Here is a 21,724-nt window from a genome sequence, read left to right as displayed (position 1 = left end):
TAGCTGGCAAGCGCGAAATTTATCGGGAATCCACGACGAGCCGTTTGTAAGCATTGGCGGCTGCGCGCAGCGCTTCATTCGGTTCGGGCGGATTCAAAATCGCCTCCGCCAAGGCGATCTGATCCTCGATTGAAAGGCGCATGACTGCGGCCTCGCCAGTGGAGGGCAGCGCTGATTGGGCACGGGCAATAGCGGCCTGCTTGTTTGGCATCATGTCTTTTCCGGCCCAGCATTTACCGCCGGCTGAACGGCTGAAATTCAAACGGGTCAGGCGCAGGCTCTTGCCGCAGCGTGCCCTCTGCAGCGCGCTTGCGCTGATGAGCAAGCGAGCATTGCGGCGAGCACAATATGCCGCGATCCGACCAGTAGGCGGCGCCGTTTGCCACCTCGCCGTGATAGTAGGAAAACCCCGCTGCTCGGTAGGGCAGGCCGCATTCGATACAGCGATGGGCGTCAGGTCTGGCAAGCATGGGAGTGTTCCGGCTGGTTTTCTGTTGCCGGTCGATTTGATCCGGCATCGGTCCAATTTAGTACGGGCCAGCCCGATTGCAAAATCCACGTGACAAAGTTTGACGTTTACGTAAAAAGAAGGTGGGAGACCGCCCAAAGGCGGATGGTTTTGCGGCGGCACTGGCTCTAGGGTCGGCGAGGCCGGTGCATCAGGAGGATCGAGCGGCATGTATCGGGCACCGGTCGAGGATATCGCGTTCACCCTGAAGCACGTGGCCGGCATGAAATCGGCCCTCGATGCCGGAGCGTTCGGCGATCTCGGCGAGGATCTGGTCGATGCCGTCCTTGGCGAGGCAGGCCGTTTCGCCACCGAGGAGGTGGCACCCCTTTACAAGATCGGCGACGAACAAGGCGCCGTGTTGAAAGATGCCGCGGTCACCACGCCGCCGGGCTGGAAGGAACTCTATCGCCGCTGGATCGATGGCGGCTGGAACGCGCTTTCCGGGCCTGAGGAATATGGCGGCCAGGCGTTGCCGACCATGCTCGGCGTCGCCGCGCTCGAAATGTGGAATTCGGCTGCCATGGCGTTCGGCATCGGCCCGACGCTGACCATGGGCGCGGTCGAAGCGCTGGACAAGCACGCCTCCGAGGAACTCAAGGCCAAATATCTGGCAAAGCTCGTCTCCGGCGAATGGATGGGCACGATGAACCTGACCGAGCCGCAGGCCGGCTCCGACCTCGCCGCCCTGCGCGCCCGCGCCGAGCCGGCCGGCGACGGCACCTACCGCATCTTCGGCCAGAAGATTTTCATCACCTATGGCGAGCACGATTTCACCGACAACATCGTCCATCTGGTGCTGGCGCGGCTGCCCGATGCGCCGGCCGGAACGCGCGGCATCTCGCTGTTCCTGGTGCCGAAATTCCTGGTCGGCGACGATGGCACGCTGGGCGCCCGCAACGACGTCTTCTGTTCCGGCCTCGAGCACAAGCTCGGTATCCATGCCTCGCCGACCTGCACCATGATCTATGGCGATGGTTTCCAGGGCGCCAAGCCGGGCGCCATCGGCTGGCTGATCGGCGAAGAGAACAAGGGCCTCTCCTGCATGTTCACCATGATGAACAATGCGCGGCTTTGCGTCGGCATGCAGGGCGTCGCTGTCGCGGAAGCCGCGACCCAGAAAGCGATCGCCTATGCCAATGACCGGCGTCAGGGCAAGGCGGCAAACTTTGGTGGCGCCGGCATGGCGCCGATCGTCCATCACCCGGACGTGCAGCGCAATCTTCTGACGATGAAGGCGCTGACACAGATCGCCCGCGCCATCAGCTATTCCTGCGCCCACGCCATCGATCTCGCGCGCGTGTCGTCCGGTGACGAGGCGGCGCATTGGCGCGACCGTGCCAATCTCTTGACGCCGCTCGCCAAGGCGTTTTCCACCGATGTCGGCGTGGAAGTCGCCTCGCTTGGCGTCCAGGTGCATGGCGGCATGGGCTTCATCGAGGAAACCGGTGCGGCCGCGCTCTACCGCGACGCCCGCATCGCGCCGATCTATGAGGGCACCAACGGCATCCAGGCGATCGATCTGGTGATGCGCAAGCTGCCGCTCGGTGGCGGCGAGCACGTGCATGGCTATATCGACGAACTGGCTGGTATCGCCAATGCGGTGCGAACGTCGAACCTCGAAGGTTTTGGCCGCACCGCCGATGCTCTCGATCAGGCGCTCTCCAATTTGAGGCAAGCAACGCGCTTCCTGCAGAAATTGTCGGCTGATGGAGAAACGGACAAGGCGCTGGCTGGCGCCACGCCGTATCTGCGGCTGATCTCGCTTGCCGCCGGCGGCGCCTATCTGGCGCGGGCCGCTCTTGCCGACCAGGGCCGCATCGCGCTTTGCCGCTTCTTCGCCGAAAACCTGCTTGGCGAAGTCAGCGCTTTGAAGGAGCGCGTCATCGACGGCGCCGAAAGCCTGGCTGCTGCCGGCAAGGCACTGATTTCCGCCTGACCTTCACAAGGAAAAGACCGTGACAGACCACATCCTCGTCGAGCGCCAGGGCGCCATCCAGATCATCCGCATGAACCGCCCGGACAAGAAGAATGCGCTGACGCGCGCCATGTATGCCAAGATGTCGGCGGCCCTTGCCGAAGGCGACGCCGATCCGGCGGTCCGCGTCCATGTCTTTCTCGGCGTGCCCGGCGCCTTCTCATCCGGCAACGACCTTGCCGATTTCATGATCGTGGCCACCGGCGGCGATGGCGGCACGGAGGTCTGGGATTTCCTGCTGGCGTTGGCCCGTGTCGAAAAGCCCATCGTCTCTGGCGTCGACGGCATCGCGGTCGGCATCGGAACCACGATCAACCTGCATTGCGACCTGACCTTCGCCACGCCACGCACGGTGTTCCGCACGCCCTTCGTCGATCTCGGCCTCGTGCCGGAGGCTGGATCGAGCCTTTTGGTGCCGCGCATCCTGGGTCAGCAGGGCGCTTTCGCCCTTCTCGGCCTAGGCGAAGGCTTCTCGGCCGAGCGCGCGAAGGCCGCCGGGCTGATCTACGAGGTGGTCGAGGAGGGCGCTCTGGAGGCCTCGGTGCTGTCGGCAGCCGGCCAGATCGCGGCCAAGCCGCCGCAGGCGCTCAAGATCGCGCGCGACCTGATGCGTGGCTCACGCGACGATCTGGTCGCCCGCATCGGGGTGGAAAGCGAGCATTTCCGCGAGCGGCTGAAGTCCGACGAGGCGCGTGCCGCGCTCACCGCCTTCATGACCAGGAAAAAGGGCTGAGGTTCCTTTTCAGGGATAAAGCCGCGTCTTATCCCAGCCGCCTTTTGCATCGCGGGAAAAGACCACCCGGTCATGCAGCCGGAACGGCCTGTCATGCCAGAACTCGATCGTCTTCGGTACGATGCGGAAGCCCGACCAATGTTTCGGTCGCGGGATCTCGCCGATGGCGTAACGGGCCGTGTATTCGGCGACCGCCTTTTCCAGCGCGAAGCGGCTTTCCAACGGTCGCGACTGCTTCGACGCCCAGGCGCCGATGCGGCTGCCGCGTGGCCGCGTCGCGTAATAGCTGTCGGCTTCGGCGTCGCTGACGATTTCCACCGGACCGCGGACGCGGACCTGGCGGCGCAGCGATTTCCAGTGGAAACACATCGCCGCCTTCATGCTGCCTAGAATCTCCTGGCCCTTGGCGCTCTCGAAATTCGTGTAGAACACAAAGCCGCTTTCATCGAACCCCTTGAGCAGCACCATCCGCACGTCCGGCATGCCCTCGGCATCGACGGTCGCCAGCGCCACGCCGTTGGCATCGTTGATTTCGCTCTTGGTGGCGTCGTCCAGCCATGCGGCGAAGAGGCGAAACGGCTCGGCCGCATCAGTAAAGTCACTGGTTGTTAACGCTGCATCACTCATAGTTTTTCTCAAATTGTCACGAGATCAGGGAGGTTGCCGATTGTCGCGTATCGCGCAAGCTTTTGACAGCAGGCAATGGGGCGTTATCGCTTCGGCCAGCGCGAGAGCGGCGATCGTGGCAATCGTCCTGCCGCTTGCCGGCTGCGGTGCTGGGGGTTTCAGCCTGGACAAGGCCGAAGTCGATCGTTCGATCCTGACCAGCAGCACATCGGCTTCGGTCAGGCCGGCCGATTCGGATCGCGACTCCGACCAGACGACGATCGGCAATGCGGTGTCGTCCGTCGACATCGAGCAGCTCGGGGGCCAAGCCGTGCCCTGGGCGAACACCGGCACCGGCTCGCGCGGCTCCATCACGGAACTGGCGGAATTGAAGGACAGCGGCCAGACCTGCCGCCGCTTCAAGGCTTCGCGCGAAAGCTTTGACGGCGTTGCCATGTTCGAGGGCGAACTCTGTCTTGCCAGTGCCGGCGGCTGGCGTATGCAGGGCTTCAAGGCACTCTGATTTTCCGCCCTCGATGTGACGCCCCGCTACTGGAATTTCTTCCTATGCGAGCGCATATAGGGGGCAAGTATGGACTCACTCCTTTCCAGGGCAGGAAGCATGCGCGACCCCTATGAGGTGCTGGGCGTTGCAAAGAACGCATCGGCCAAGGACATAAAATCGGCGTACCGGAAACTCGCCAAGAAGCATCATCCGGACCAGAATCCGAATGATCCCAAGGCGAAGGACCGTTTTGCCGCGGCCAATCAGGCCTATGAGGTCATCGGCGACGAGAAGAACCGCGCCGCTTTCGACCGTGGCGAGATCGACGCCGACGGCAAGCCGCGTTTCCAAGGTTTTGAAGGTGCGGCCGGCGGTGGCGACCCCTTTGCCGGGTTTCGCCGTCAGCAACAGGGCGCCGGCGGCTCGCGATTCGAGTTCCGATCGGGCCGCCCCGGTGGCGATCCTTTCGACGGCAACAGCGACATCTTCAGCCAGATTTTCGGCGACGCCTTCTCCGGCGCACGCGGGCCAGGCGCAGGCGATCGCCGCCAACCGGCGACATCAGCTGACCTGAACGTCACGCTCGACGTCACCATCGAGGAAGCGGCGAACGCCGAGAAGGTAACGGCGATGTTCCCGGATGGCCGCAAGGTTGCGGTCAAGCTGCCGGCCTATGTCGAGGATGGCCAGACCATCCGGTTGAAAGGCCAGGGTGAGCAGGGACCAGGCCAGCCCGGCGATGCACTGGTCAAGATCCACATCCGCCGGCATCCGCGCTACCGCATCGAAGGTCGCGACCTGCACGCCGATCTTCCGGTTTCGCTGGCCGATGCGGCGCTGGGCGCTAAGGTGCCGGTCGAGACGCCGACCGGCAGGCTCGCGGTCAACGTGCCTGCCTGGTCGAGCTCGGACAAGGTCCTGCGGCTCAAGGGCAGGGGCTTGCCGGAGAAAGCCGGCGGCCATGGCGATCTCTATGCCCATGTGCGCATCATGCTGCCGGAAGGCGGCGACAGTGCATTGGAATCGCTGTTGCGCGGCCAAAAAGGCTGATCGAGAGCTTTTGTCCCCCGAACTGTCCGGTTTGAACGCTTGAAGGGGCTGTGTGCCTGTGCGATAGGCACTCCACAAAGCAGATATCTTGCGGAGAACACGCATATGGCGGGTGGACAGGGCCTGATGGCCGGCAAGCGCGGCCTTATTCTTGGCGTCGCCAATAACAGGTCGATCGCCTATGGCATTGCCAAGGCCTGCGTCGATCACGGCGCCGAGATCGCGCTGACCTATCAGGGCGAAGCCTTCAAGAAACGGGTCGAGCCGCTGGCGGCGGAGCTGGGCGCCTTTGTCGCCGGCCATTGCGACGTCACCGATCCTGCGAGCCTGGACGAGGTTTTTGCCAATGTCGCCAAGCATTGGGGCAAGCTCGATTTCCTCGTCCACGCCATCGCTTTTTCCGACAAGGACGAGTTGACCGGCCGCTATGTCGAGACGACGCGCGACAATTTCCTGCGCACCATGGACATTTCGGTCTATTCCTTCACCACCATCGCCAAGCGCGCCGAAGCGCTGATGACCGAGGGCGGGTCGCTGCTGACGCTGACCTATTACGGCGCCGAGAAGGTGATGCCGCACTATAACGTCATGGGCGTCGCCAAGGCGGCACTCGAGGCCAGCGTGCGTTACCTCGCGGTTGATCTTGGCGCCAAGAAGATCCGCGTCAACGCGATTTCCGCTGGCCCGATCAAGACGCTTGCCGCCTCAGGCATCGGCGATTTTCGCTACATCCTGAAGTGGAACGAATACAATTCGCCGCTGAAACAGACGGTCACGCAGGAAGAAGTCGGCGATTCCGGCGTCTATTTCCTGTCCGACCTGTCGCGTGGCGTCACCGGCGAGGTGCACCATGTCGATTCCGGCTATCACGTCGTCGGCATGAAGGCGGTCGACGCGCCGGATATTTCGACGGTCAAGGATTAGGTCTCTCCGCCTATCCTCCGTCCAGGCCCTGGCCCGATCTCCGGAAGAGCTGATGTACCCGCTGGTTTATATCGTGCGCCACGGCCAAACCGCGTGGAACGCCGAGTTCCGGCTTCAGGGCCAGGCCGACACCGATCTCAATGCTCTCGGCCGCGAACAGGCGACAGGAAACGGCCATCGGCTGGCCGAACTCGTCTGCGATCCCGAGAATTTCGATTTCGTCGCCAGCCCGATGAGACGCACGCGCGAAACGATGGAACGCATCCGCACCGCCATGAAGCTCGATCCGCTCGCCTATCGAAGCGATGTCAGGCTCATTGAAGTCAATTTCGGTGATTGGCAGGGTTTTACCTTTGCCGAGCTCGAGACGCGGTCTCCCGGGGCAAGCAGGACGCGTGCTCGCGACAAATGGAATTTTCAGCCGCCGGGCGAAGGTGCCGAGAGCTACCAGATGCTGCTTGAGCGGGTAAAGCCTTGCTTCGACGAGATCGACCGCAGGACGATCTGTGTGACACATGGTGGCGTCATGCGCACCCTCTTTCGCTTCGTGCTTGATATGCCCGAGGACGAGGCCGCGAACCTGGAGATACCGCACGATCGCGTGCTCAAACTTGATGGCAAGAGCCTGGAGTGGCTTTAGTACGCCTGGTGACGGCCAATTCCTAATGCATGTCGCCCAAAAGTGACCTCCGTTTGGGGAAGTCGCATGAATCCGTTTCGACGCGACGCGCTTTAGTTCGTGTCGCTGTCTCCCGGCAACTGCATGTCGGTGACGACGTTTTCGCCATCGGTCACATCGTAAGCGATGACGATGTCCATGCCCGGCTTCAGCGCGTCGAGATCGGTCTCGGCGTTCAGCTTGTAGGATTTGCCGTCGTCCAGCGTCAGCGTCAGCGCATCCTTGTCGACCTTCTTGATCAGGCCCTCGGTCTGGCCGGCAAAGGCGGCAGTGGAAAGCAGCAGCGTGGCGGCAACAGCGCCAATCAGGGTACGCATCATCGTCCTCTTTGGTCATTGCGCCGGCCTGGGTGGCGGCGGATCCTCAACGGCGAATGGAGCAGAGCAGAAACCAACCGAATGTGTCAAAACTAAATCCGCCAGATCACAGTTTGACCACTGTGGAAAACGCCAATAGAAGGCTGGCTTCAGCCGGTTTCGATGCCGGGCAGGGCACTTTCCATGTCTCACAACACGTTCGGTCATCTTTTCCGCGTCACCACCTGGGGCGAGAGCCATGGCGCGGCGCTCGGCTGCGTGGTCGATGGCTGTCCGCCGGGTATCCGTTTCACGCGCGATGAAATCCAGGCCGAACTCGACAAGCGCCGCCCGGGCCAGTCGCGCTTCGTCACCCAGCGCCGCGAGCCCGACGAGGTGAAGATCCTCTCAGGCTTCGTCCTCGACGAGGACGGCGCGACGATGATCACCACCGGCACGCCGGTGTCGATGCTGATCGAGAATGTCGATCAGCGCTCGAAAGACTATGGCGAGATCGCCCGCCAGTTCCGGCCGGGCCATGCCGACTACACCTACGACGTCAAATACGGCATACGCGACTATCGCGGCGGCGGCCGCTCTTCCGCGCGCGAGACAGCGGCCAGGGTCGCCGCCGGCGCGCTCGCCCGCAAGGTTGTGCCGGGCTTGGTGGTGCGCGGCGCACTCGTTTCGATGGGCGAGAAGTCGATCGACCGCGCCAACTGGAACTGGAATTTCATCGGCGATGCCGAGAACCCGTTCTTCACCCCCGATCCCGCTTCGGTTCCCGTCTTCACGCAATATCTCAATAGCATTCGCAAGGCCGGTTCCTCGGTCGGCGCGGTGATCGAGATCGTCGCTGACGGCGTGCCTCCCGGCCTCGGCGCGCCGATCTATGCCAAGCTCGACCAGGACATTGCCTCCGGCCTGATGTCGATCAACGCCGTCAAGGGCGTCGAGATCGGCAACGGTTTCGAGGCCGCCCGCATTACCGGCGAACAGAATGCCGACGAAATGCGCATGGGCAATGACGGCAAGCCGGTCTTCCTGTCCAACAATGCCGGCGGCATCCTCGGCGGCATCTCCACCGGCCAGGCGATCGTCGCGCGCTTTGCCGTCAAGCCGACCTCTTCGATCCTGACGCCGCGCAAATCGATCGACAAGGACGGCAACGATGTGGAGGTGATGACCAAGGGTCGCCACGACCCTTGCGTGGGAATCCGAGCCGTGCCGATCGGCGAGGCCATGGTTGCCTGCGCCATTGCCGACCACTATCTGCGGCATCGAGGACAGACAGGAAAGGGAATAGGCAGTAGGGATTAGGCAGGAGGCCAGTCTGCCCGCCCGAAAGAGCCAAAATTTCCTTTTCCCTACTGCCTATTGCCTATTCCCTGCGAGCGAAGCGAGCATTTCCATGCCTTACGACCAGAAGAAGATCGTCGAAGCAATCCGGGCTTTCGAACGCGGCGAGATTGTCGTCGTGATGGACGATGACGGGCGTGAGAACGAGGGCGACCTGATCGTCGCCGCCGTTCACTGTACGCCGGAGAAGATGGCCTTCATCGTGCGCAACACGTCGGGCATCGTCTGTACACCAATGCCGCGCGAGGAGGCCAAGCGGCTGAACCTCGCTCCGATGGTGGCCGACAATGATTCGGCCCACACGACCGCCTTCACCGTCAGCGTCGACTTCAAGCATGGCACGACGACAGGCATTTCGGCCGACGACCGCACACTGACGGTGCGGAACCTTGCCAACGGCAATGTCGGCGCCTCCGATTTCGTCCGCCCTGGCCACATCTTCCCACTGATCGCGCGCGAGGGCGGCGTCTTGATGCGCTCGGGCCATACCGAGGCGGCCGTCGACCTCTGCAAGCTCGCCGGCCTGCCGCCGATCGGTGTCATTTCCGAACTGGTCAATGATGACGGCACCGTCAAGCGCGGCCCGCAAGTCGCGGCCTTCGCCGAGGAGCACGGCCTCAAGCAGGTTTCGGTCGCCGATCTAATCGCCTACCGGCAGCGCAAGGAAACGCTGGTCGAGCGCGTCGCCTGCTCCGACATCGAAACGCTGGGTGGCAAGGCGCAGGTCTTCACCTACACGCTGCCCTGGGACACGATGCATCACGTCGCCATCGTCTTTGGCGACATTCGCGACGGCGAGGAGGTGCCGGTGCGGCTGCATTCGGAGGATGTGGTGACCGACGTGTTCGGCACCAGCCACCGGCTCGATGGCATCATGAAGGCGATGGGCGAGCGCAAGCGCGGTGTCATCGTCTATCTGCGCGAGGGCTCGGTCGGCGTCGCTCACCAGGAGCGCAACCGGCCGGCGCCGGGCGATCGCGAGGATCATGAAGAGGCGCGCCGGCGCGAGAGCGAATGGCGTGAGATCGGCCTTGGTGCACAGATCCTGAAGGATCTCGGCATTTCCTCGATCAATCTGATCGCCTCGCGCGAACGCCATTATGTCGGCCTCGAAGGGTTTGGCATTCACATCGCCAAGACCGAGATTATCTGAGCTCGACAAATCCTGGCTGTCATTCGGCCGGGATTGCCGCCTCGCATCCTTCCAGCTCGCATCCGTGGGTGGCGAGGCTGCGCTGGCCGAGCAGCACCGTGATCAGTGCGATAACGCCTGACGCCACCGAAACCCAGAACCCGCTCTGGGCGCCGAACGCGTCTACCACCGCACCGGCGGCGAAAGAGCCCAGCGCCATACCGATGCCGATGCCGGTCATCACCCAGGTGATGCCTTCGGTCAGCATCGTTTCAGGGACATGCCGTTCGATCAGGCCGAAGGCGGTGATGAAGGTCGGCGAGATCGCCACGCCGCTGATGAAGACAGTCAGCGCGAGCGCAGGCACGGTGCCGGCGGTAAGCGGCAGCAGCGTGCCGAGCGTGACCAAAGCGACCGCGATGGCGAGCTGGCGCTGCAGCGGTGCTTTCAGGTTGAGCGCGCCGATGATGATGCCGAGCACGAAGGACCCCAGCGCATAGACGCCGATGACGAGACTTGCGGCGCCCGGCTGGCCGAATTCCTTGGTGATCGCCACCGTGCTCACCTCCGTCGTCGCGAAAGTCGCGCCGATGAAGATCATGGCGAAGGTGATGATTTGAACCGGCCCCAGGCGGATTGCCGAGCCCGTTGAGCCATGGTCCACCGGTCGCACTTGCGGTTCGGTCGAACGCTGCAGGATGAAGGCTGTCGAGCCAAGGGCGAGGAACAGCGTGCTGACGAGCACGCCCGCTTCCGGGAACAGCGCGGCACTGAGGCCCACCGACAGCGATGCGCCGGCGATGTAGACCAGTTCGTCGGCCGCCGACTCGAAGGCGAAGGCGGTGTTCATCTCGGGTCGGCTCCGGAAAATCTCGGTCCAGCGCGCACGCACCATGGCCGGCATGCTTGGCATCGCCGCCGCCGCCAATGCCGACACGAACAGCGTCCATACCGGCCAACCCCGGTTGGCCGATGCGATCAGGGTCGCGAATGCGAGCACGGAGATGACGGTGGTGGGTACGACAACCCGCGTCTGGCCTAGGCGGTCGACCAACCTCGATATTTGCGGCGCCAGGAAAGCGTTGGTCAACGCGAATGTCGCGGAAACCGCACCCGCCAGCCAGTACTCGCCACGCGTCTGCGACAGCATCGCCACGATGCCGATCGGCGCCATGGCGATCGGCAGGCGCGCCACGAAACCGGCGGCGGCAAAGCCCTTGGCTCCGGGAGCGCGAAAAATTTCCGAATAGGGGTTTTGCATGATCCTGTTCCTCGACAAGGGGCGATTCGACGATTACATACGACACGTATGAGTGTTAAATAGACCATACGCCCCGTATGTCAATTGGCATACGGGGCGTATGTAGATAAGGCCAGGACATGCATCGACCACGCAAGGAGATGATCGCGGAGACACGCGCCAAGCTGATCGCCGCGGCACGCCAAGCCTTTGGCACCATCGGGTACGCCGAAGCGTCGATGGACGATTTCACCGCGTCGGCCGGACTGACGCGCGGCGCCCTCTATCATCACTTCGGCGACAAGAAGGGACTGCTCGAGGCGGTTATCGCGCAAATCGATGCTGAGATGGCGGCGCGGGTGAACGAGGTCGCGTCGAGGGCGCCGACCCGCTGGCAGCATTTCGTCGACGAATGCACCACCTATATCGAGATGGCGCTCGAGCCGGAAATCCAGCGCATCATGTTCCGGGACGGTCCGGCGGTGCTGGGCGATCCGGCACAATGGTCGAATGCCAATGCCTGCGTCGGTTCAATGACCGATCATCTGACCGCGCTGCAAAAGGAAGGGGTGGTCGTGCCGGCGCTCGATCCGGAGACGGCCGCGCGGCTGATCAACGGAGCGAGCAGTCAGGCCGCGCAGCGGATCGCCAATTCGAACGATCCCGAAGCGACGTCGAGGAAGGTGGTGGCCGCGTTCAAGCAATTGCTTGAAGGCCTGCTCGAGAAGCCGGAAGCGCGGCCAAACTGAGCCACCGTGGCCCTCCCGCCGCCGCCTGCAATTGACAATAGCCGGTTTGAGCGCATCCTCCACAGCCATCTCTGAGGGGAGATTCGGGCATGTGGGATTTCGATATCGGCAGGTCGGTCTCCATCATGATGCGGACCTGGCCTTTCATTGTCTTTCGCATGATCGTCTATTTCGGCATCACGCTGGCCTACATCATGGCCACCGGCACCGGTGCCTCGGTCGGCTATGGCGTCGGCCATATCTCCACCGACCCCGACGGACCGCTGTCCTTTGCCATGTGGGGCGGCGTGGTCGGTTTCGGCCTCGTCTCGATCGCCGTCTATTGGATCCGCGAATACATCCTCTACGTCGTCAAGGCAGGTCATATCGCCGTCATGGTGCATCTGATCGACGGCCATGACGTTCCCGATGGCCAGAACCAGATCGCCTACGCCAAAGAGGTTGTGACCGAGCGTTTTGCCGAGGCGAACATCCTTTTCGTCGTCGACCAACTGGTCAAGGGCGCCATCCGCGCCATCACCGGCCTGCTCGGCGGCATCGCAGCCTTCCTGCCCATTCCGGGCCTGAGCGGCCTGGTCTCGTTCATCAACACGGTGATCCGCCTGTCGCTCACCTATGTCGACGAGATCATTCTCGGCTACAACATCCGCATCAATTCGTCCTCGCCGTTCGAGACGGCGCGGCAAGGCGTCGTGCTCTACGCCCAGAACGGCAAGACAATGGTCAGGAACGCGGTCTGGCTGGCGGTCATCATGTGGGGCGTCTCCTTTGTCATCTTCCTGCTGATGCTGGCGCCGGCAGCCACTATTCTTTACGTCATGCCCGGTCAGCTCGCCGGTTGGGCCTTCGTTCTGGCCATCGTCTTTGCCTGGGCTTTCAAGGCGGCCTTCATCGAGCCGTTCGCCATTGCCTGCCTGATGCAGGTCTATTTCAAGACCATCGAGGGCCAGGTCCCCGATGCCGCCTGGGACGCCCGGCTCGCCGAAGCCTCGTCAAAGTTCCGGGAACTCAAGGACAAGGCGCTCTCCACCTTCGACGGTTCGCGCTGGGGTACGGCCGGCGCGACGCGCTGATCGGCGAGGTTTGCCGGCGCAGCGGCTACGGTGTTGAGGCGGGCCACCGTGGATTTGAGCGACGCCTCACCCTGGCCGCAAAACGTCTCGCTCATGATCAGGTCGGGCAGCGGCAGCCGTCGGCCCCAGCCATGCGTTTCGAGGTCGGGTTTGGGCGCGAACTCGGAAACACGGCCAACGCAGAGATAGGCGATCGGCGTCACGTGCTCGGGGATAGATAGAAGGCTTTTCAGCGCTTGCGTCTCGATGATGCTGACCCAGCCGACGCCAACGCCCTCGGCGCGTGCCGCCAGCCAGAAATTCTGCACCGCGCAGACCGTGCTGTAGAGATCCATTTCCGGATTGTGCCAGCGTCCCAGCGGCGAGCCTTTCGAACGCTCGCGGTCGCAGGTGATGCAGATGTTGAGCGCGCTTTCGCAAATGCCTTCGAGCTTGAGCTTGCGGTAGAGCGCCCGCCGGTCTGCCTCGATTGCCGGCAGTTCCTGTTCGCGGGCGGCCAAGAACAGGTCGCGCACCTCCCCCCGTCGCGCGGCATCGCGAATGACGATGAAATTCCAGGGCTGCATGAAGCCGACCGACGGCGCGTGATGGGCGGCAAGCAGCAGCCGCGCCAGCACCTCGTCGTCGATCGTCTCCGATGTAAAATGGCTACGCACGTCGCGCCGCGTGAACATGGCGCGGTAAACCGCGTCGCGCGCAATCTGGTCGAATCCATCGCCCATTGCAGCGGTCATATCTTCCGGCATCGCTTGTCCCCTTGCGATTGCAGCAGTTCAAATTTTCAGAGCGTACTTTGTGCGTCCAAGAGAACGCACGTCGCTCTGACGTCATCCGCCTGACCATGCGGATGACGATGCCTGCCAGGCCGGTCTTCTGGCTCGGGATCAACCCACGTCCGGTGCCTTCCCGTCATCGACAGTGGCACTTACCGGCGCAGTCCCCCTCACAGCGTTGGGCACGCCACGGTATCAAACCGTGTTCCCGATTCTCCCGCTTTCGCGGGCACCAGGCAGTAGCGGCAGTCTTACGCCGAATGGCCGGCGACGCCAATGCCCGCAGCGACATGAATGGACGCAGGTTCGATTTTCCCCAGCGATCAGGCCGCAACGCATGGCCATCGCCGCGCCGGGGCACTAGATAGGGGGACATGGCCACTCGTCTCTACACGCACCCGATCTTTCTCGAACACATCACCCCGCCCGGTCACCCCGAGCGGCCCGACCGCCTGCGCGCCATCGAACGCGTGCTCGACGACGAAGCTTTCGCCGCGCTCGACCGTGTCGAGGCACCGCAAGGCGACGAGGCGACCATCCTTTACGCGCATCCCGCCGATTTCGTCGCGCGTGTCCGCGCCGCCATCCCCGACGAAGGCATTGCCCGCATCGATGCCGACACCACCGCCAGCCCGAAGAGCTGGCAGGCCGCGACCACGGCGATCGGCGCCGCCAACGCCGCCGTCGACGACGTCTTTGCGGGCCGCGCCGACAATGTCTTCGTCGCCGCCCGGCCACCTGGGCACCATGCGGAAAAGACCACGGCCATGGGCTTCTGCTTCTTCAATACGGCGGCAATCGCTGCCCGCTATGCGCAGAAGAAGCATGGCGCCGAGCGTGTCGCCGTCGTCGACTGGGACGTGCATCACGGCAACGGCACGCAGGATATTTTCTGGGACGATCCTTCGGTCCTCTATTGCTCGACGCACCAGATGCCGCTCTATCCCGGCACCGGGGCGAAGAGCGAGACCGGCGCCGGCAACATCGTCAACGCGCCGCTGGCGCCGCGGACCGGCAGCGAGGTGTTTCGCGATGCCTTCCTGTCGCGCGTGCTGCCGGCACTCGACAATTTCGCGCCCGACCTGATCATCATTTCGGCTGGCTTCGACGCGCACCATCGCGACCCGCTGGCGGAAATCAATCTGACCGAGGACGATTTCGACTGGGCGACCGGCCAGCTGATGCAGCGCGCCGCACGCCATGGCGGCAACCGGCTCGTCAGCCTGCTCGAGGGCGGCTACGATCTGCAGGGATTGGCATTTTCGGTCGCCGCCCATGTCGGGCGACTGATGAAAGGATGAATGATGACTGGTGAGATCAACGAAGACGTCAAGGCGATGAGCTTCGAACAGGCACTCGACGCTCTGGAGAAGATCGTCGATGATCTGGAGCGTGGCGACGTGCCGCTCGACCAGTCGATCCGGATCTACGAGCGCGGCGAGGCGCTGAAGATGCATTGCGACCGGTTGCTGAAGGCCGCTGAGGACAAGGTCGAGAAGATCAGGCTGTCGCGCGACGGCAAGCCGGTTGGAACCGAGCCGCTCGACGCGGACTAGGGAGCCGAGCAGCTTTACCGATTTTTGGACACGATCATGATCGAGGATACAGTTCGTCCCGATTGAAACGGACAAGAGGAGATACGGAAGCGATGTGCAGAAACATCAAGACCCTGTTCAATTTTGATCCGCCGGCAACCAATGACGAAGTCCGCGACGCGGCACTCCAGTTTGTCCGCAAGCTGAGCGGTACGACGCGGCCTTCCGCCAAGAACCAGCATGCATTTGATCACGCGGTCGACGCCATCGCGGCATCGGCACGCGAGCTTCTCGATTCGCTCGAAACCCACCAGCATCCGCGCAATCGCGAAGAGGTGGCGGCTAAACTAAGAGCAAAGGCGGCGATCCGGTTCGCCTGATATGCCCAAAGCGCCCACTGACCGCTGACCAGGAGAGTTCATGAGCTTCTTCCCGGGGAAAGACCCTGAGGCCGGCGATGCCTTCGCCAGCGACCAGATCGAGCTGATGGTCATCCCGAACGCCAAGGATATTGGCGGCTTCGAGGTGCGCCGCGCCTTGCCGACCGCCAAGCGGCGCCTGGTCGGGCCGTTCATCTTCTTCGATCGAATGGGTCCCGCCATCATGCGCGCCGGCCAGGCGCTCGACGTTCGTCCGCACCCGCATATCGGCCTGTCGACCGTAACCTATCTGTTCGACGGCAAGATCAGGCACCGCGATTCGCTCGGCACCGAAATGGTGATCGAGCCCGGCGACGTGAACCTGATGACCGCAGGCCGCGGCATCGTCCACTCCGAGCGCACGCCGCAGGAATTGCGCGGCGCGCCGATGTCGATCTCCGGCCTGCAGACGTGGCTGGCGCTGCCCGACGGCAAGGAAGAGGTGGCGCCGGTGTTCGAGAACACAGCTGCGCTGCGACTTCCAGAGATCGATGCCGAGGGCGTCAGCGGCCGTGTCGTCATCGGCGATTTCCAAGGATTGCGGTCTCCGGTGCGGGCGGATTCCGAAACGCTCTACGCTGATTTGCGGCTTGCGCCCGGTGCCAGCGTCAAGATCCCGGCCGATGCGGAAGAGCGCGCCATCTACACGCTGGAGGGCGAGGTCTCGATTTCAGGCGACGTCTTTCCGGCGGAACGGCTGCTGGTGTTCCGTCCCGGCGACGAGATCGTCATATCGTCGCCGACGGGTGCGCATTTCATGCTGTTCGGCGGTGCCTCGCTCGGTTCGAAGCGCTACATCTGGTGGAATTTCGTCTCCTCGTCCAAGGAGCGCATCGAGCAGGCCAAGCAGGAATGGAAGACCGGCCGCTTCGATATCGTTCCTGGCGATGAGAAAGAATTCATTCCGCTGCCGGAAGGCTGAGCGGATCGGTGAGGGGCTGACCATCCGCGTCACCGACACGCATTTACTTTCGGCGGCCGGCGGCCTATCCCGCCGAAGAAAAGAAAGTCTGGGCCCAACGTGAACGCAACGCTGCATACGCCGCTTCTCGACAAGGTTCGCGTCCCGGTCGACCTGCGCACGCTGGCCGAGAGCGAATTGCCGCAACTGGCATCCGAGCTTCGCGCCGAACTGGTCGATGTTGTCTCCCACACCGGCGGCCATCTCGGTGCCGGCCTTGGCGTAGTCGAACTGACGGTGGCGCTGCACTATGTCTTCAACACACCCGATGACCGGCTGATCTGGGATGTCGGCCACCAGGCCTATCCGCACAAGATCCTGACCGGACGCCGGGACCGCATCCGCACCTTGCGCCAGGAAGGCGGCTTGTCGGGCTTCACCCGCCGGGCCGAGAGCGAATACGACCCGTTCGGCGCCGCCCACTCCTCGACATCGATATCGGCGGGTCTCGGCATGGCCGCCGCCCGCGACCTTTCGGGTGGTCGCAACAATGTCATTTCAGTCATCGGCGACGGCGCCATGTCGGCCGGCATGGCCTATGAGGCGATGAACAATGCCGGCGCGCTCGATGCGCGCCTCATCGTCATCCTCAACGACAATGACATGTCGATCGCGCCGCCGACCGGCGCGATGAGCGCCTATCTGGCGCGCCTGGCTTCCGGAAAGGCCTATATCGGCTTGCGCGACTTCGGCAAGAAACTGACCTCCTATCTCGGCAAGCGGGCCGATCGGGCCATCACCCGGGCGGTCGAGCACGCGCGCGGCTATGTCACCGGCGGCACTTTGTTCGAGGAACTCGGCTTCTATCACATCGGCCCGATCGACGGCCACAATCTGGAGCATCTGATTCCGGTCCTGAAAAATGTCCGCGACAACGGCAAGGGGCCGGTGCTGATCCATGTCGTCACCCAGAAGGGCAAGGGCTACGCGCCGGCGGAAGCGGCCGCCGACAAATACCACGGCGTCAACAAATTCGACGTCATCACCGGCGCGCAGACCAAGGCGCCGGCCAACGCGCCTGCCTACACCAAGGTGTTCGCCGAAAGCCTGATCCAGGAGGGCCGCGAGGACGATCGCATCGTCGCCGTCACCGCCGCCATGCCGAGCGGCACCGGCCTCGATCTGTTCGGCGAGGTGTTCCCGTCGAGGACCTTCGATGTCGGCATCGCCGAGCAGCATGCGGTGACCTTCGCCGCCGGCCTCGCGACGGAAGGCTACAAGCCGTTCGCGGCGATCTATTCGACTTTCCTGCAGCGCGCCTACGATCAGGTCGTCCATGACGTCGCGATCCAGAAACTGCCGGTGCGTTTCCCCATCGATCGCGCCGGCTTCGTCGGCGCCGACGGCGCCACCCACTGCGGCGCCTTCGACACCACCTTCCTGGCAAGCCTGCCGGGCTTTGTCGTGATGGCGGCGGCCGACGAAGCGGAACTGCGCCACATGGTGCGCACCGCCGCCAGCTATGACGATGGCCCGATCGCCTTCCGCTATCCGCGTGGCAACGGGGTCGGCGTCGACATGCCCGAGCGCGGCTCGGTTCTCGAGATCGGCAAAGGCCGCATCGTCCGGGAAGGCAGCAAGGTTGCCCTGCTGTCCTTCGGCACAAGGCTGCAGGATTGCCTTGCCGCGGCCGAGGAACTCGGCGCGGCCGGGCTTTCCACCACGGTCGCCGATGCCCGCTTCGCCAAGCCGCTCGACCAGGATCTGATCCGGCGGCTGGCCCGCTCGCACGAGGTCCTGGTGACGGTGGAGGAGGGCGCTATCGGCGGCTTCGCCAGCCATGTGCTGCAGTTCCTTGCCCATGAAGGATTGCTGGAGAACGGCCTGAAGGTACGCCCGCTGGTTCTGCCCGACGCCTTCACCGACCACGCCAAGCCGGAGAAGATGTATGCCGATGCCGGTCTCGACGCCGCCGGGATCGTGCGCACCGTTTTCACGGCCCTCGGCCAAACAGTCCGCGCCCAGCGCGCCTGAATCAAAACCTCAACAGCTTGAATCAGTTTGCCGGCTTGATACCGTAACGCACTGTTAACGCAGCCGTTTGGCGTTTCGCTTACCGTGTCCCTTGGCGGTTTTTCAACTGCGCCCTGCTAGATCACTGCCAGGCAGGGAGACAACAACAATGAAGACGCTTCTGTGCGGCGCGGCCCTTTTGGCCGTGATGGTCGTGCCGGCTGCCGCCGAAACGCGCTACGACCGCAATCTCGAAAAGGCGGTGGTCCGCATTGTCGCCGGCAAGATCGGCGATATCCGCGGCGGCTTTTCCTACAGGCAGGTGCCGCAGCTCGTGATGCTGCCGGACCCTTCACCTCAGCCCGCTGTTGCGACCGAGCATCCGCGTCAGCAAGCGTCAGAGGATGGGGACGACGGTTTGTCTCCAGCCGTCGAGCGCCAAGTGTCCCGCACGATCTTCTAGAGAAATTCCAGGAAAAGTGCGTAGCGGTTTTCCCGGGAAAAGCGCGCAGCGCTTTCCCTAGGGAATTGCGTGAAAACAAAGAGTCTAAAACCACATATCGCGCACGCAGCGGCCATCGCGTGGCAGATCGTCGTAAGAGTCGAGACCGTCGAAACGGTCGATCGGCAAGTCGGCAACGGCTTCGGGCGGCGCCAGCCCACATTGACGGCGATGCGTATTCGGCCAGAATCGCTGGCGCGCATGCCGCGCCATGCCAGCACGCAGGCGCAGATCGGGCAAAACAGGATTTCAAGCGACGGCTTGTCCTTTGCGGCGCGCGTATAGCTGGCCGTCGGCCCCGAAACGCGAATGCGCTCGTCGACATAATCATAAGCCCAGAGCGCGCCATAGCGACGGCAAAGGGTGCAGTTGCAAGCCGTCACCGGGCCGGGATCGCCCTCCAGGGTCCAGTGGGCAGCGCCACAGTGGCAGGTTCCCGTCAGCATGCGTTCTCCCCGGTTCCGACGATGGAGGCTCTACTCGACGACCATTTTGCCGGACCCGATGCGATGCGCGCAAGCCGCGGCTTGGCTCGCTACACCAGCCGCTCACGCACGACGTCACCTTAGTTCCGTGTAATGTCCTTGCCTTCACCGCGGGCTTTCGCCAGAGAAGGCCGATGAATTCGCCTCCGCCAGCCAGCACACGCCAGCGGCTCGACGACCTGCTCGTCCAGCGCGGGCTGTTTGCCAGCCGTTCGCGCGCCCGCGACGCGGTCGAGCGCGGCGCGGTGATGGTTGACGGCGCCATTGCCCGCAAGCCCGGCCAGAACGTTTCGCCGCAATGCCTTGTTGTCATCGACGATCCGGCGCGAGGCTATGTTTCGCGCGCGGCGCTCAAACTGATCGGCGGACTGGACCATTTCGGCCTCGATCCCGCCGGCCGCGAAGCCCTCGACATCGGCGCCTCGACAGGCGGGTTTACCCAGGTGTTGCTCGAACGCGGCGCGTCCCATGTCACGGCCATCGATGTCGGCCACGGCCAGATGCATCCCGATGTCGGCGGCGATCCGCGCGTAACCGTGATCGAAGGCTTGAATGCGCGCGATCTCACGACCGCCGATCTTGCCGGCCGCAGTCCGGATTTCATCGTTTCCGACGTCAGTTTCATCTCGCTTAAACTGGCGCTGCCGCCGTCGCTTGCTCTTGCCAAGCCCGGTGCCGGCGCGGTCTTTCTGGTCAAACCGCAATTCGAGGCCGGTCGCGAGGCGATCGGCAAGGGCGGTCTGTTGAAGGATCCCTTCGATGCCGCCCGTGTCGCGGGCCTGCTACAGGATTGGCTGGATGCCGTTCCCGGCTGGCGCTCGCTCGGCCTGCATCTGTCGCCGATCGAAGGTGGCGACGGCAATCGCGAATTCCTGCTCGGTGGGATCAAGGACCGATGAGCACACGCTTCACGATACGAAAGCTCGGATCGCAGGGTGACGGCATCGCCGAAACCGAAAGCGGCGATCTGTTCATTCCCTTCACGCTGCCGGGCGAGACCGTCACTGCCGCGCGCGAACGGGATCGCGCCACGCTGATGGCGGTGCTGGAGGCCTCGCCGCTGCGCATCGAAGCCGCCTGCCGTCATTTCACCGAATGCGGCGGCTGCGCCCTCCAGCATTTCGAGGCCGAAGCCTATCGCCAGTGGAAACGCGAAAAGGTGGTGCACGCCCTGAAGGGCAAGGGGATCGAGTGCGAAATCGGAGAGTTGGTTGCCTGTGCGCCGCAGTCGCGCCGCCGTGTCGTGCTTGCCGCCCGGCGCACCGAAACAGGCATGTTGCTCGGCTTCAATCGCCATCTGTCGCCGGAAATCATCTCAATATCCGAATGCCCGATCTCGCTGCCCGAGATCGTCGCGGCACTCGGCCAGTTGAGGGCGCTGGCCGAACTGATATGCGCCACCACCAAATCGTTCCGGATGGCGGTCACCGTTACGGGTTCCGGTCTCGACATCGCGGTGCATGACTCCGGCAAGCTCGGCGAACACCAGCGCCGTATCGCCTCCAATTTTGTCATTGCGCAGGGCTTTGCCAGACTGTCCATCGATGACGAGATCGTCATCGAGCCAAGGAAGCCCGTGGTCATGTTCGGCAGCGTCGCGGTGGCGCTGCCGCCGGGCGCCTTCCTGCAGGCGACCGAGGCTGCCGAACGGTCCATGGCCGAGATCGTCGGCGGACATCTGAAGCGCGCCAAGAAGATCGCCGATCTTTTCGCAGGCTGCGGCAGCTTTGCGCTCCGGCTTGCGGCGAAGTCGGAAGTCCACGCGGTCGAAGGCGATGCGGCCGCACTTTCGGCGCTCGACCGGGGATCCCGCTTCGCGACAGGCATCAAGCGGGTGACGGGCGAGCGGCGCGACCTGTTTCGCCGGCCACTGACGTTCAAGGAGTTGAACGCCTTCGACGGCCTGGTCTTCGATCCGCCGCGCGCCGGCGCAGAGGATCAGTCGAAGCAGATCGCCCGCTCGGATGTTCCATTCGTTGCCGCGGTGTCCTGCAACCCGGTGACGCTGGCTCGCGACCTGCGCATCCTCATCGACGGCGGATATGCGTTGAAAAGCGTGACGCCGATCGACCAGTTCCTGTGGTCATCCCATGTCGAGGCCGTCGCGCTGCTGGAGAAGCCGAAGCGGCGGCGGTAGTTCACGACCTCCGGTTCGCAGGAAATTTCTGAAGCCTCTGTTCTTTCGACGAAATTGCGCCCCAAAAGCCGCCTTTGTGCGGGCTCCTAATTTCGCATCTTTGGGAAACATTTCGGCCCATTCGTCG

23 protein-coding genes, 2 pseudogenes and 1 riboswitch are annotated in these 21,724 nt (G+C 63.4%); of the genes and pseudogenes, 18 read left to right on the top strand and 7 right to left on the bottom strand.

Annotated elements, in window-relative coordinates; genetic code table 11:
• Positions 1–19: 19 nt before the first annotated feature.
• Complete coding sequence (locus FJ970_RS26640; RefSeq protein ID WP_227791923.1) at positions 20–325, bottom strand: DUF1778 domain-containing protein; 306 nt, start codon at positions 323–325, stop codon at positions 20–22.
• Positions 234–470 (bottom strand): hypothetical protein, encoded by a 237-nt coding sequence (locus tag FJ970_RS26635; RefSeq protein WP_140760021.1) that lies wholly within the window; start codon positions 468–470, stop codon positions 234–236. The genes FJ970_RS26640 and FJ970_RS26635 overlap by 92 nt, the downstream gene beginning before the upstream one ends.
• A gap of 207 nt (positions 471–677) precedes the next feature.
• On the opposite strand from FJ970_RS26635, the gene FJ970_RS26630 reads away from it, so the two are divergent.
• On the top strand, positions 678–2,447 hold the full coding sequence (locus FJ970_RS26630; RefSeq protein WP_140760023.1) for an acyl-CoA dehydrogenase: 1,770 nt from the start codon (positions 678–680) through the stop codon (positions 2,445–2,447).
• Positions 2,448–2,466: 19 nt separating this feature from the next.
• On the top strand, positions 2,467–3,219 hold the full coding sequence (locus tag FJ970_RS26625) for a crotonase/enoyl-CoA hydratase family protein (protein WP_140760025.1): 753 nt from the start codon (positions 2,467–2,469) through the stop codon (positions 3,217–3,219).
• Positions 3,220–3,228: 9 nt separating this feature from the next.
• Here FJ970_RS26625 and pdxH read toward each other — a convergent pair whose 3' ends face one another.
• Positions 3,229–3,846 carry a pyridoxamine 5'-phosphate oxidase gene (gene pdxH / locus FJ970_RS26620; RefSeq protein ID WP_140760027.1) on the bottom strand — a complete coding sequence of 206 codons (618 nt, stop codon included), beginning with the start codon at positions 3,844–3,846 and terminating at the stop codon, positions 3,229–3,231.
• A gap of 40 nt (positions 3,847–3,886) precedes the next feature.
• On the opposite strand from pdxH, the gene FJ970_RS26615 reads away from it, so the two are divergent.
• The 4 genes from FJ970_RS26615 to FJ970_RS26600 all read left to right on the top strand — a co-directional run bounded on the left by FJ970_RS26615 (position 3,887) and on the right by FJ970_RS26600 (position 6,944).
• Positions 3,887–4,348, top strand: a complete 462-nt coding sequence (locus tag FJ970_RS26615; protein ID WP_140760030.1) for an RT0821/Lpp0805 family surface protein — start codon at positions 3,887–3,889, stop codon at positions 4,346–4,348.
• 99 nt (positions 4,349–4,447) lie between these two features.
• Positions 4,448–5,380, top strand: coding sequence for a DnaJ C-terminal domain-containing protein (locus tag FJ970_RS26610; RefSeq protein ID WP_140760073.1), 933 nt, complete (start codon positions 4,448–4,450; stop codon positions 5,378–5,380).
• Between the two features lie 105 nt (positions 5,381–5,485).
• Positions 5,486–6,304 carry an enoyl-ACP reductase FabI gene (gene fabI, locus FJ970_RS26605; RefSeq protein WP_015318818.1) on the top strand — a complete coding sequence of 273 codons (819 nt, stop codon included), beginning with the start codon at positions 5,486–5,488 and terminating at the stop codon, positions 6,302–6,304.
• Positions 6,305–6,356: 52 nt separating this feature from the next.
• Positions 6,357–6,944, top strand: coding sequence for a histidine phosphatase family protein (locus tag FJ970_RS26600; RefSeq protein WP_140760032.1), 588 nt, complete (start codon positions 6,357–6,359; stop codon positions 6,942–6,944).
• A 92-nt stretch (positions 6,945–7,036) separates the two neighbouring features.
• Here FJ970_RS26600 and FJ970_RS26595 read toward each other — a convergent pair whose 3' ends face one another.
• The gene (locus FJ970_RS26595; RefSeq protein WP_023783490.1) at positions 7,037–7,300 is read right to left on the bottom strand and encodes a DUF1344 domain-containing protein; all 264 of its coding nucleotides are present in this window, start codon (positions 7,298–7,300) and stop codon (positions 7,037–7,039) included.
• 183 nt (positions 7,301–7,483) lie between these two features.
• On the opposite strand from FJ970_RS26595, the gene aroC reads away from it, so the two are divergent.
• Both aroC and ribB read left to right on the top strand, forming a co-directional pair.
• Positions 7,484–8,599, top strand: a complete 1,116-nt coding sequence (aroC, locus tag FJ970_RS26590; protein ID WP_140760034.1) for a chorismate synthase — start codon at positions 7,484–7,486, stop codon at positions 8,597–8,599.
• Positions 8,600–8,690: 91 nt separating this feature from the next.
• The gene (ribB, locus tag FJ970_RS26585; protein ID WP_140661422.1) at positions 8,691–9,791 is read left to right on the top strand and encodes a 3,4-dihydroxy-2-butanone-4-phosphate synthase; all 1,101 of its coding nucleotides are present in this window, start codon (positions 8,691–8,693) and stop codon (positions 9,789–9,791) included.
• A 19-nt stretch (positions 9,792–9,810) separates the two neighbouring features.
• On the opposite strand, the gene FJ970_RS26580 is transcribed toward ribB, so the two are convergent.
• Positions 9,811–11,031 (bottom strand): MFS transporter, encoded by a 1,221-nt coding sequence (locus FJ970_RS26580; RefSeq protein WP_140760036.1) that lies wholly within the window; start codon positions 11,029–11,031, stop codon positions 9,811–9,813.
• A 119-nt stretch (positions 11,032–11,150) separates the two neighbouring features.
• Here FJ970_RS26580 and FJ970_RS26575 point away from each other — a divergent pair, with 119 nt between their 5' ends.
• Together FJ970_RS26575 and FJ970_RS26570 are read left to right on the top strand one after the other, a co-directional pair.
• Complete coding sequence (locus tag FJ970_RS26575) at positions 11,151–11,759, top strand: TetR/AcrR family transcriptional regulator (RefSeq protein WP_140760038.1); 609 nt, start codon at positions 11,151–11,153, stop codon at positions 11,757–11,759.
• 89 nt (positions 11,760–11,848) lie between these two features.
• A complete protein-coding gene (locus FJ970_RS26570) occupies positions 11,849–12,832 on the top strand; it encodes a hypothetical protein (RefSeq protein WP_227791922.1) in 984 nt (327 codons plus the stop codon).
• A 167-nt stretch (positions 12,833–12,999) separates the two neighbouring features.
• Here the strand turns inward: FJ970_RS26570 and bluB are convergent.
• Positions 13,000–13,506: pseudogene (bluB, locus tag FJ970_RS26565) on the bottom strand (5,6-dimethylbenzimidazole synthase); the annotation flags it as partial.
• A 171-nt stretch (positions 13,507–13,677) separates the two neighbouring features.
• Positions 13,678–13,857, bottom strand: a riboswitch (cobalamin riboswitch).
• Positions 13,858–13,979: 122 nt separating this feature from the next.
• Here bluB and FJ970_RS26560 point away from each other — a divergent pair.
• The 6 genes from FJ970_RS26560 to FJ970_RS26535 all read left to right on the top strand — a co-directional run bounded on the left by FJ970_RS26560 (position 13,980) and on the right by FJ970_RS26535 (position 18,936).
• A complete protein-coding gene (locus tag FJ970_RS26560; RefSeq protein ID WP_140760042.1) occupies positions 13,980–14,906 on the top strand; it encodes a histone deacetylase family protein in 927 nt (308 codons plus the stop codon).
• Between the two features lie 3 nt (positions 14,907–14,909).
• Positions 14,910–15,161, top strand: coding sequence for an exodeoxyribonuclease VII small subunit (locus FJ970_RS26555; RefSeq protein WP_140760076.1), 252 nt, complete (start codon positions 14,910–14,912; stop codon positions 15,159–15,161).
• A gap of 92 nt (positions 15,162–15,253) precedes the next feature.
• Positions 15,254–15,520, top strand: a complete 267-nt coding sequence (locus FJ970_RS26550; protein WP_140760044.1) for a DUF2277 domain-containing protein — start codon at positions 15,254–15,256, stop codon at positions 15,518–15,520.
• A 40-nt stretch (positions 15,521–15,560) separates the two neighbouring features.
• Positions 15,561–16,481, top strand: a complete 921-nt coding sequence (locus FJ970_RS26545; protein ID WP_140760047.1) for a pirin family protein — start codon at positions 15,561–15,563, stop codon at positions 16,479–16,481.
• Positions 16,482–16,580: 99 nt separating this feature from the next.
• Positions 16,581–18,494, top strand: coding sequence for a 1-deoxy-D-xylulose-5-phosphate synthase (gene dxs / locus FJ970_RS26540; protein WP_140760049.1), 1,914 nt, complete (start codon positions 16,581–16,583; stop codon positions 18,492–18,494).
• 148 nt (positions 18,495–18,642) lie between these two features.
• Positions 18,643–18,936 (top strand): hypothetical protein, encoded by a 294-nt coding sequence (locus tag FJ970_RS26535; RefSeq protein ID WP_140760051.1) that lies wholly within the window; start codon positions 18,643–18,645, stop codon positions 18,934–18,936.
• A gap of 84 nt (positions 18,937–19,020) precedes the next feature.
• On the opposite strand, the pseudogene FJ970_RS26530 reads toward FJ970_RS26535, so the two are convergent.
• Positions 19,021–19,421 (bottom strand): annotated as a pseudogene (locus FJ970_RS26530) (GFA family protein).
• A 173-nt stretch (positions 19,422–19,594) separates the two neighbouring features.
• Between FJ970_RS26530 and FJ970_RS26525 the strand changes: the two are divergent.
• Positions 19,595–20,359 (top strand): TlyA family RNA methyltransferase, encoded by a 765-nt coding sequence (locus FJ970_RS26525; RefSeq protein WP_140760053.1) that lies wholly within the window; start codon positions 19,595–19,597, stop codon positions 20,357–20,359.
• On the top strand, positions 20,356–21,597 hold the full coding sequence (locus tag FJ970_RS26520) for a class I SAM-dependent RNA methyltransferase (RefSeq protein ID WP_140760055.1): 1,242 nt from the start codon (positions 20,356–20,358) through the stop codon (positions 21,595–21,597). The genes FJ970_RS26525 and FJ970_RS26520 overlap by 4 nt, the downstream gene beginning before the upstream one ends.
• Positions 21,598–21,724: the final 127 nt, after the last annotated feature.

The sequence above is a fragment of the Mesorhizobium sp. B2-1-8 genome, from assembly GCF_006442545.2.
Lineage (GTDB): Bacteria > Pseudomonadota > Alphaproteobacteria > Rhizobiales > Rhizobiaceae > Mesorhizobium.
This window is presented reverse-complemented; position numbering and strand designations above follow the sequence as displayed.

Excerpts from the sequence above, each read along its gene's own strand:
- FJ970_RS26595 (WP_023783490.1), bottom strand. The coding sequence starts at position 7,300 with ATGCGTACCCTGATTGGCGCTGTTGCCGCCACGCTGCTGCTTTCCACT.
- FJ970_RS26525 (WP_140760053.1), top strand. The coding sequence starts at position 19,595 with ATGAATTCGCCTCCGCCAGCCAGCACACGCCAGCGGCTCGACGACCTG.
- fabI (WP_015318818.1), top strand. The coding sequence starts at position 5,486 with ATGGCGGGTGGACAGGGCCTGATGGCCGGCAAGCGCGGCCTTATTCTT.
- FJ970_RS26635 (WP_140760021.1), bottom strand. The coding sequence starts at position 470 with ATGCTTGCCAGACCTGACGCCCATCGCTGTATCGAATGCGGCCTGCCC.
- FJ970_RS26560 (WP_140760042.1), top strand. The coding sequence starts at position 13,980 with ATGGCCACTCGTCTCTACACGCACCCGATCTTTCTCGAACACATCACC.
- FJ970_RS26535 (WP_140760051.1), top strand. The coding sequence starts at position 18,643 with ATGAAGACGCTTCTGTGCGGCGCGGCCCTTTTGGCCGTGATGGTCGTG.
- FJ970_RS26610 (WP_140760073.1), top strand. The coding sequence starts at position 4,448 with ATGCGCGACCCCTATGAGGTGCTGGGCGTTGCAAAGAACGCATCGGCC.
- pdxH (WP_140760027.1), bottom strand. The coding sequence starts at position 3,846 with ATGAGTGATGCAGCGTTAACAACCAGTGACTTTACTGATGCGGCCGAG.
- FJ970_RS26520 (WP_140760055.1), top strand. The coding sequence starts at position 20,356 with ATGAGCACACGCTTCACGATACGAAAGCTCGGATCGCAGGGTGACGGC.
- FJ970_RS26580 (WP_140760036.1), bottom strand. The coding sequence starts at position 11,031 with ATGCAAAACCCCTATTCGGAAATTTTTCGCGCTCCCGGAGCCAAGGGC.
- FJ970_RS26575 (WP_140760038.1), top strand. The coding sequence starts at position 11,151 with ATGCATCGACCACGCAAGGAGATGATCGCGGAGACACGCGCCAAGCTG.
- FJ970_RS26570 (WP_227791922.1), top strand. The coding sequence starts at position 11,849 with ATGTGGGATTTCGATATCGGCAGGTCGGTCTCCATCATGATGCGGACC.
- FJ970_RS26600 (WP_140760032.1), top strand. The coding sequence starts at position 6,357 with ATGTACCCGCTGGTTTATATCGTGCGCCACGGCCAAACCGCGTGGAAC.
- ribB (WP_140661422.1), top strand. The coding sequence starts at position 8,691 with ATGCCTTACGACCAGAAGAAGATCGTCGAAGCAATCCGGGCTTTCGAA.
- FJ970_RS26550 (WP_140760044.1), top strand. The coding sequence starts at position 15,254 with ATGTGCAGAAACATCAAGACCCTGTTCAATTTTGATCCGCCGGCAACC.
- FJ970_RS26630 (WP_140760023.1), top strand. The coding sequence starts at position 678 with ATGTATCGGGCACCGGTCGAGGATATCGCGTTCACCCTGAAGCACGTG.
- FJ970_RS26545 (WP_140760047.1), top strand. The coding sequence starts at position 15,561 with ATGAGCTTCTTCCCGGGGAAAGACCCTGAGGCCGGCGATGCCTTCGCC.
- aroC (WP_140760034.1), top strand. The coding sequence starts at position 7,484 with ATGTCTCACAACACGTTCGGTCATCTTTTCCGCGTCACCACCTGGGGC.
- FJ970_RS26555 (WP_140760076.1), top strand. The coding sequence starts at position 14,910 with ATGACTGGTGAGATCAACGAAGACGTCAAGGCGATGAGCTTCGAACAG.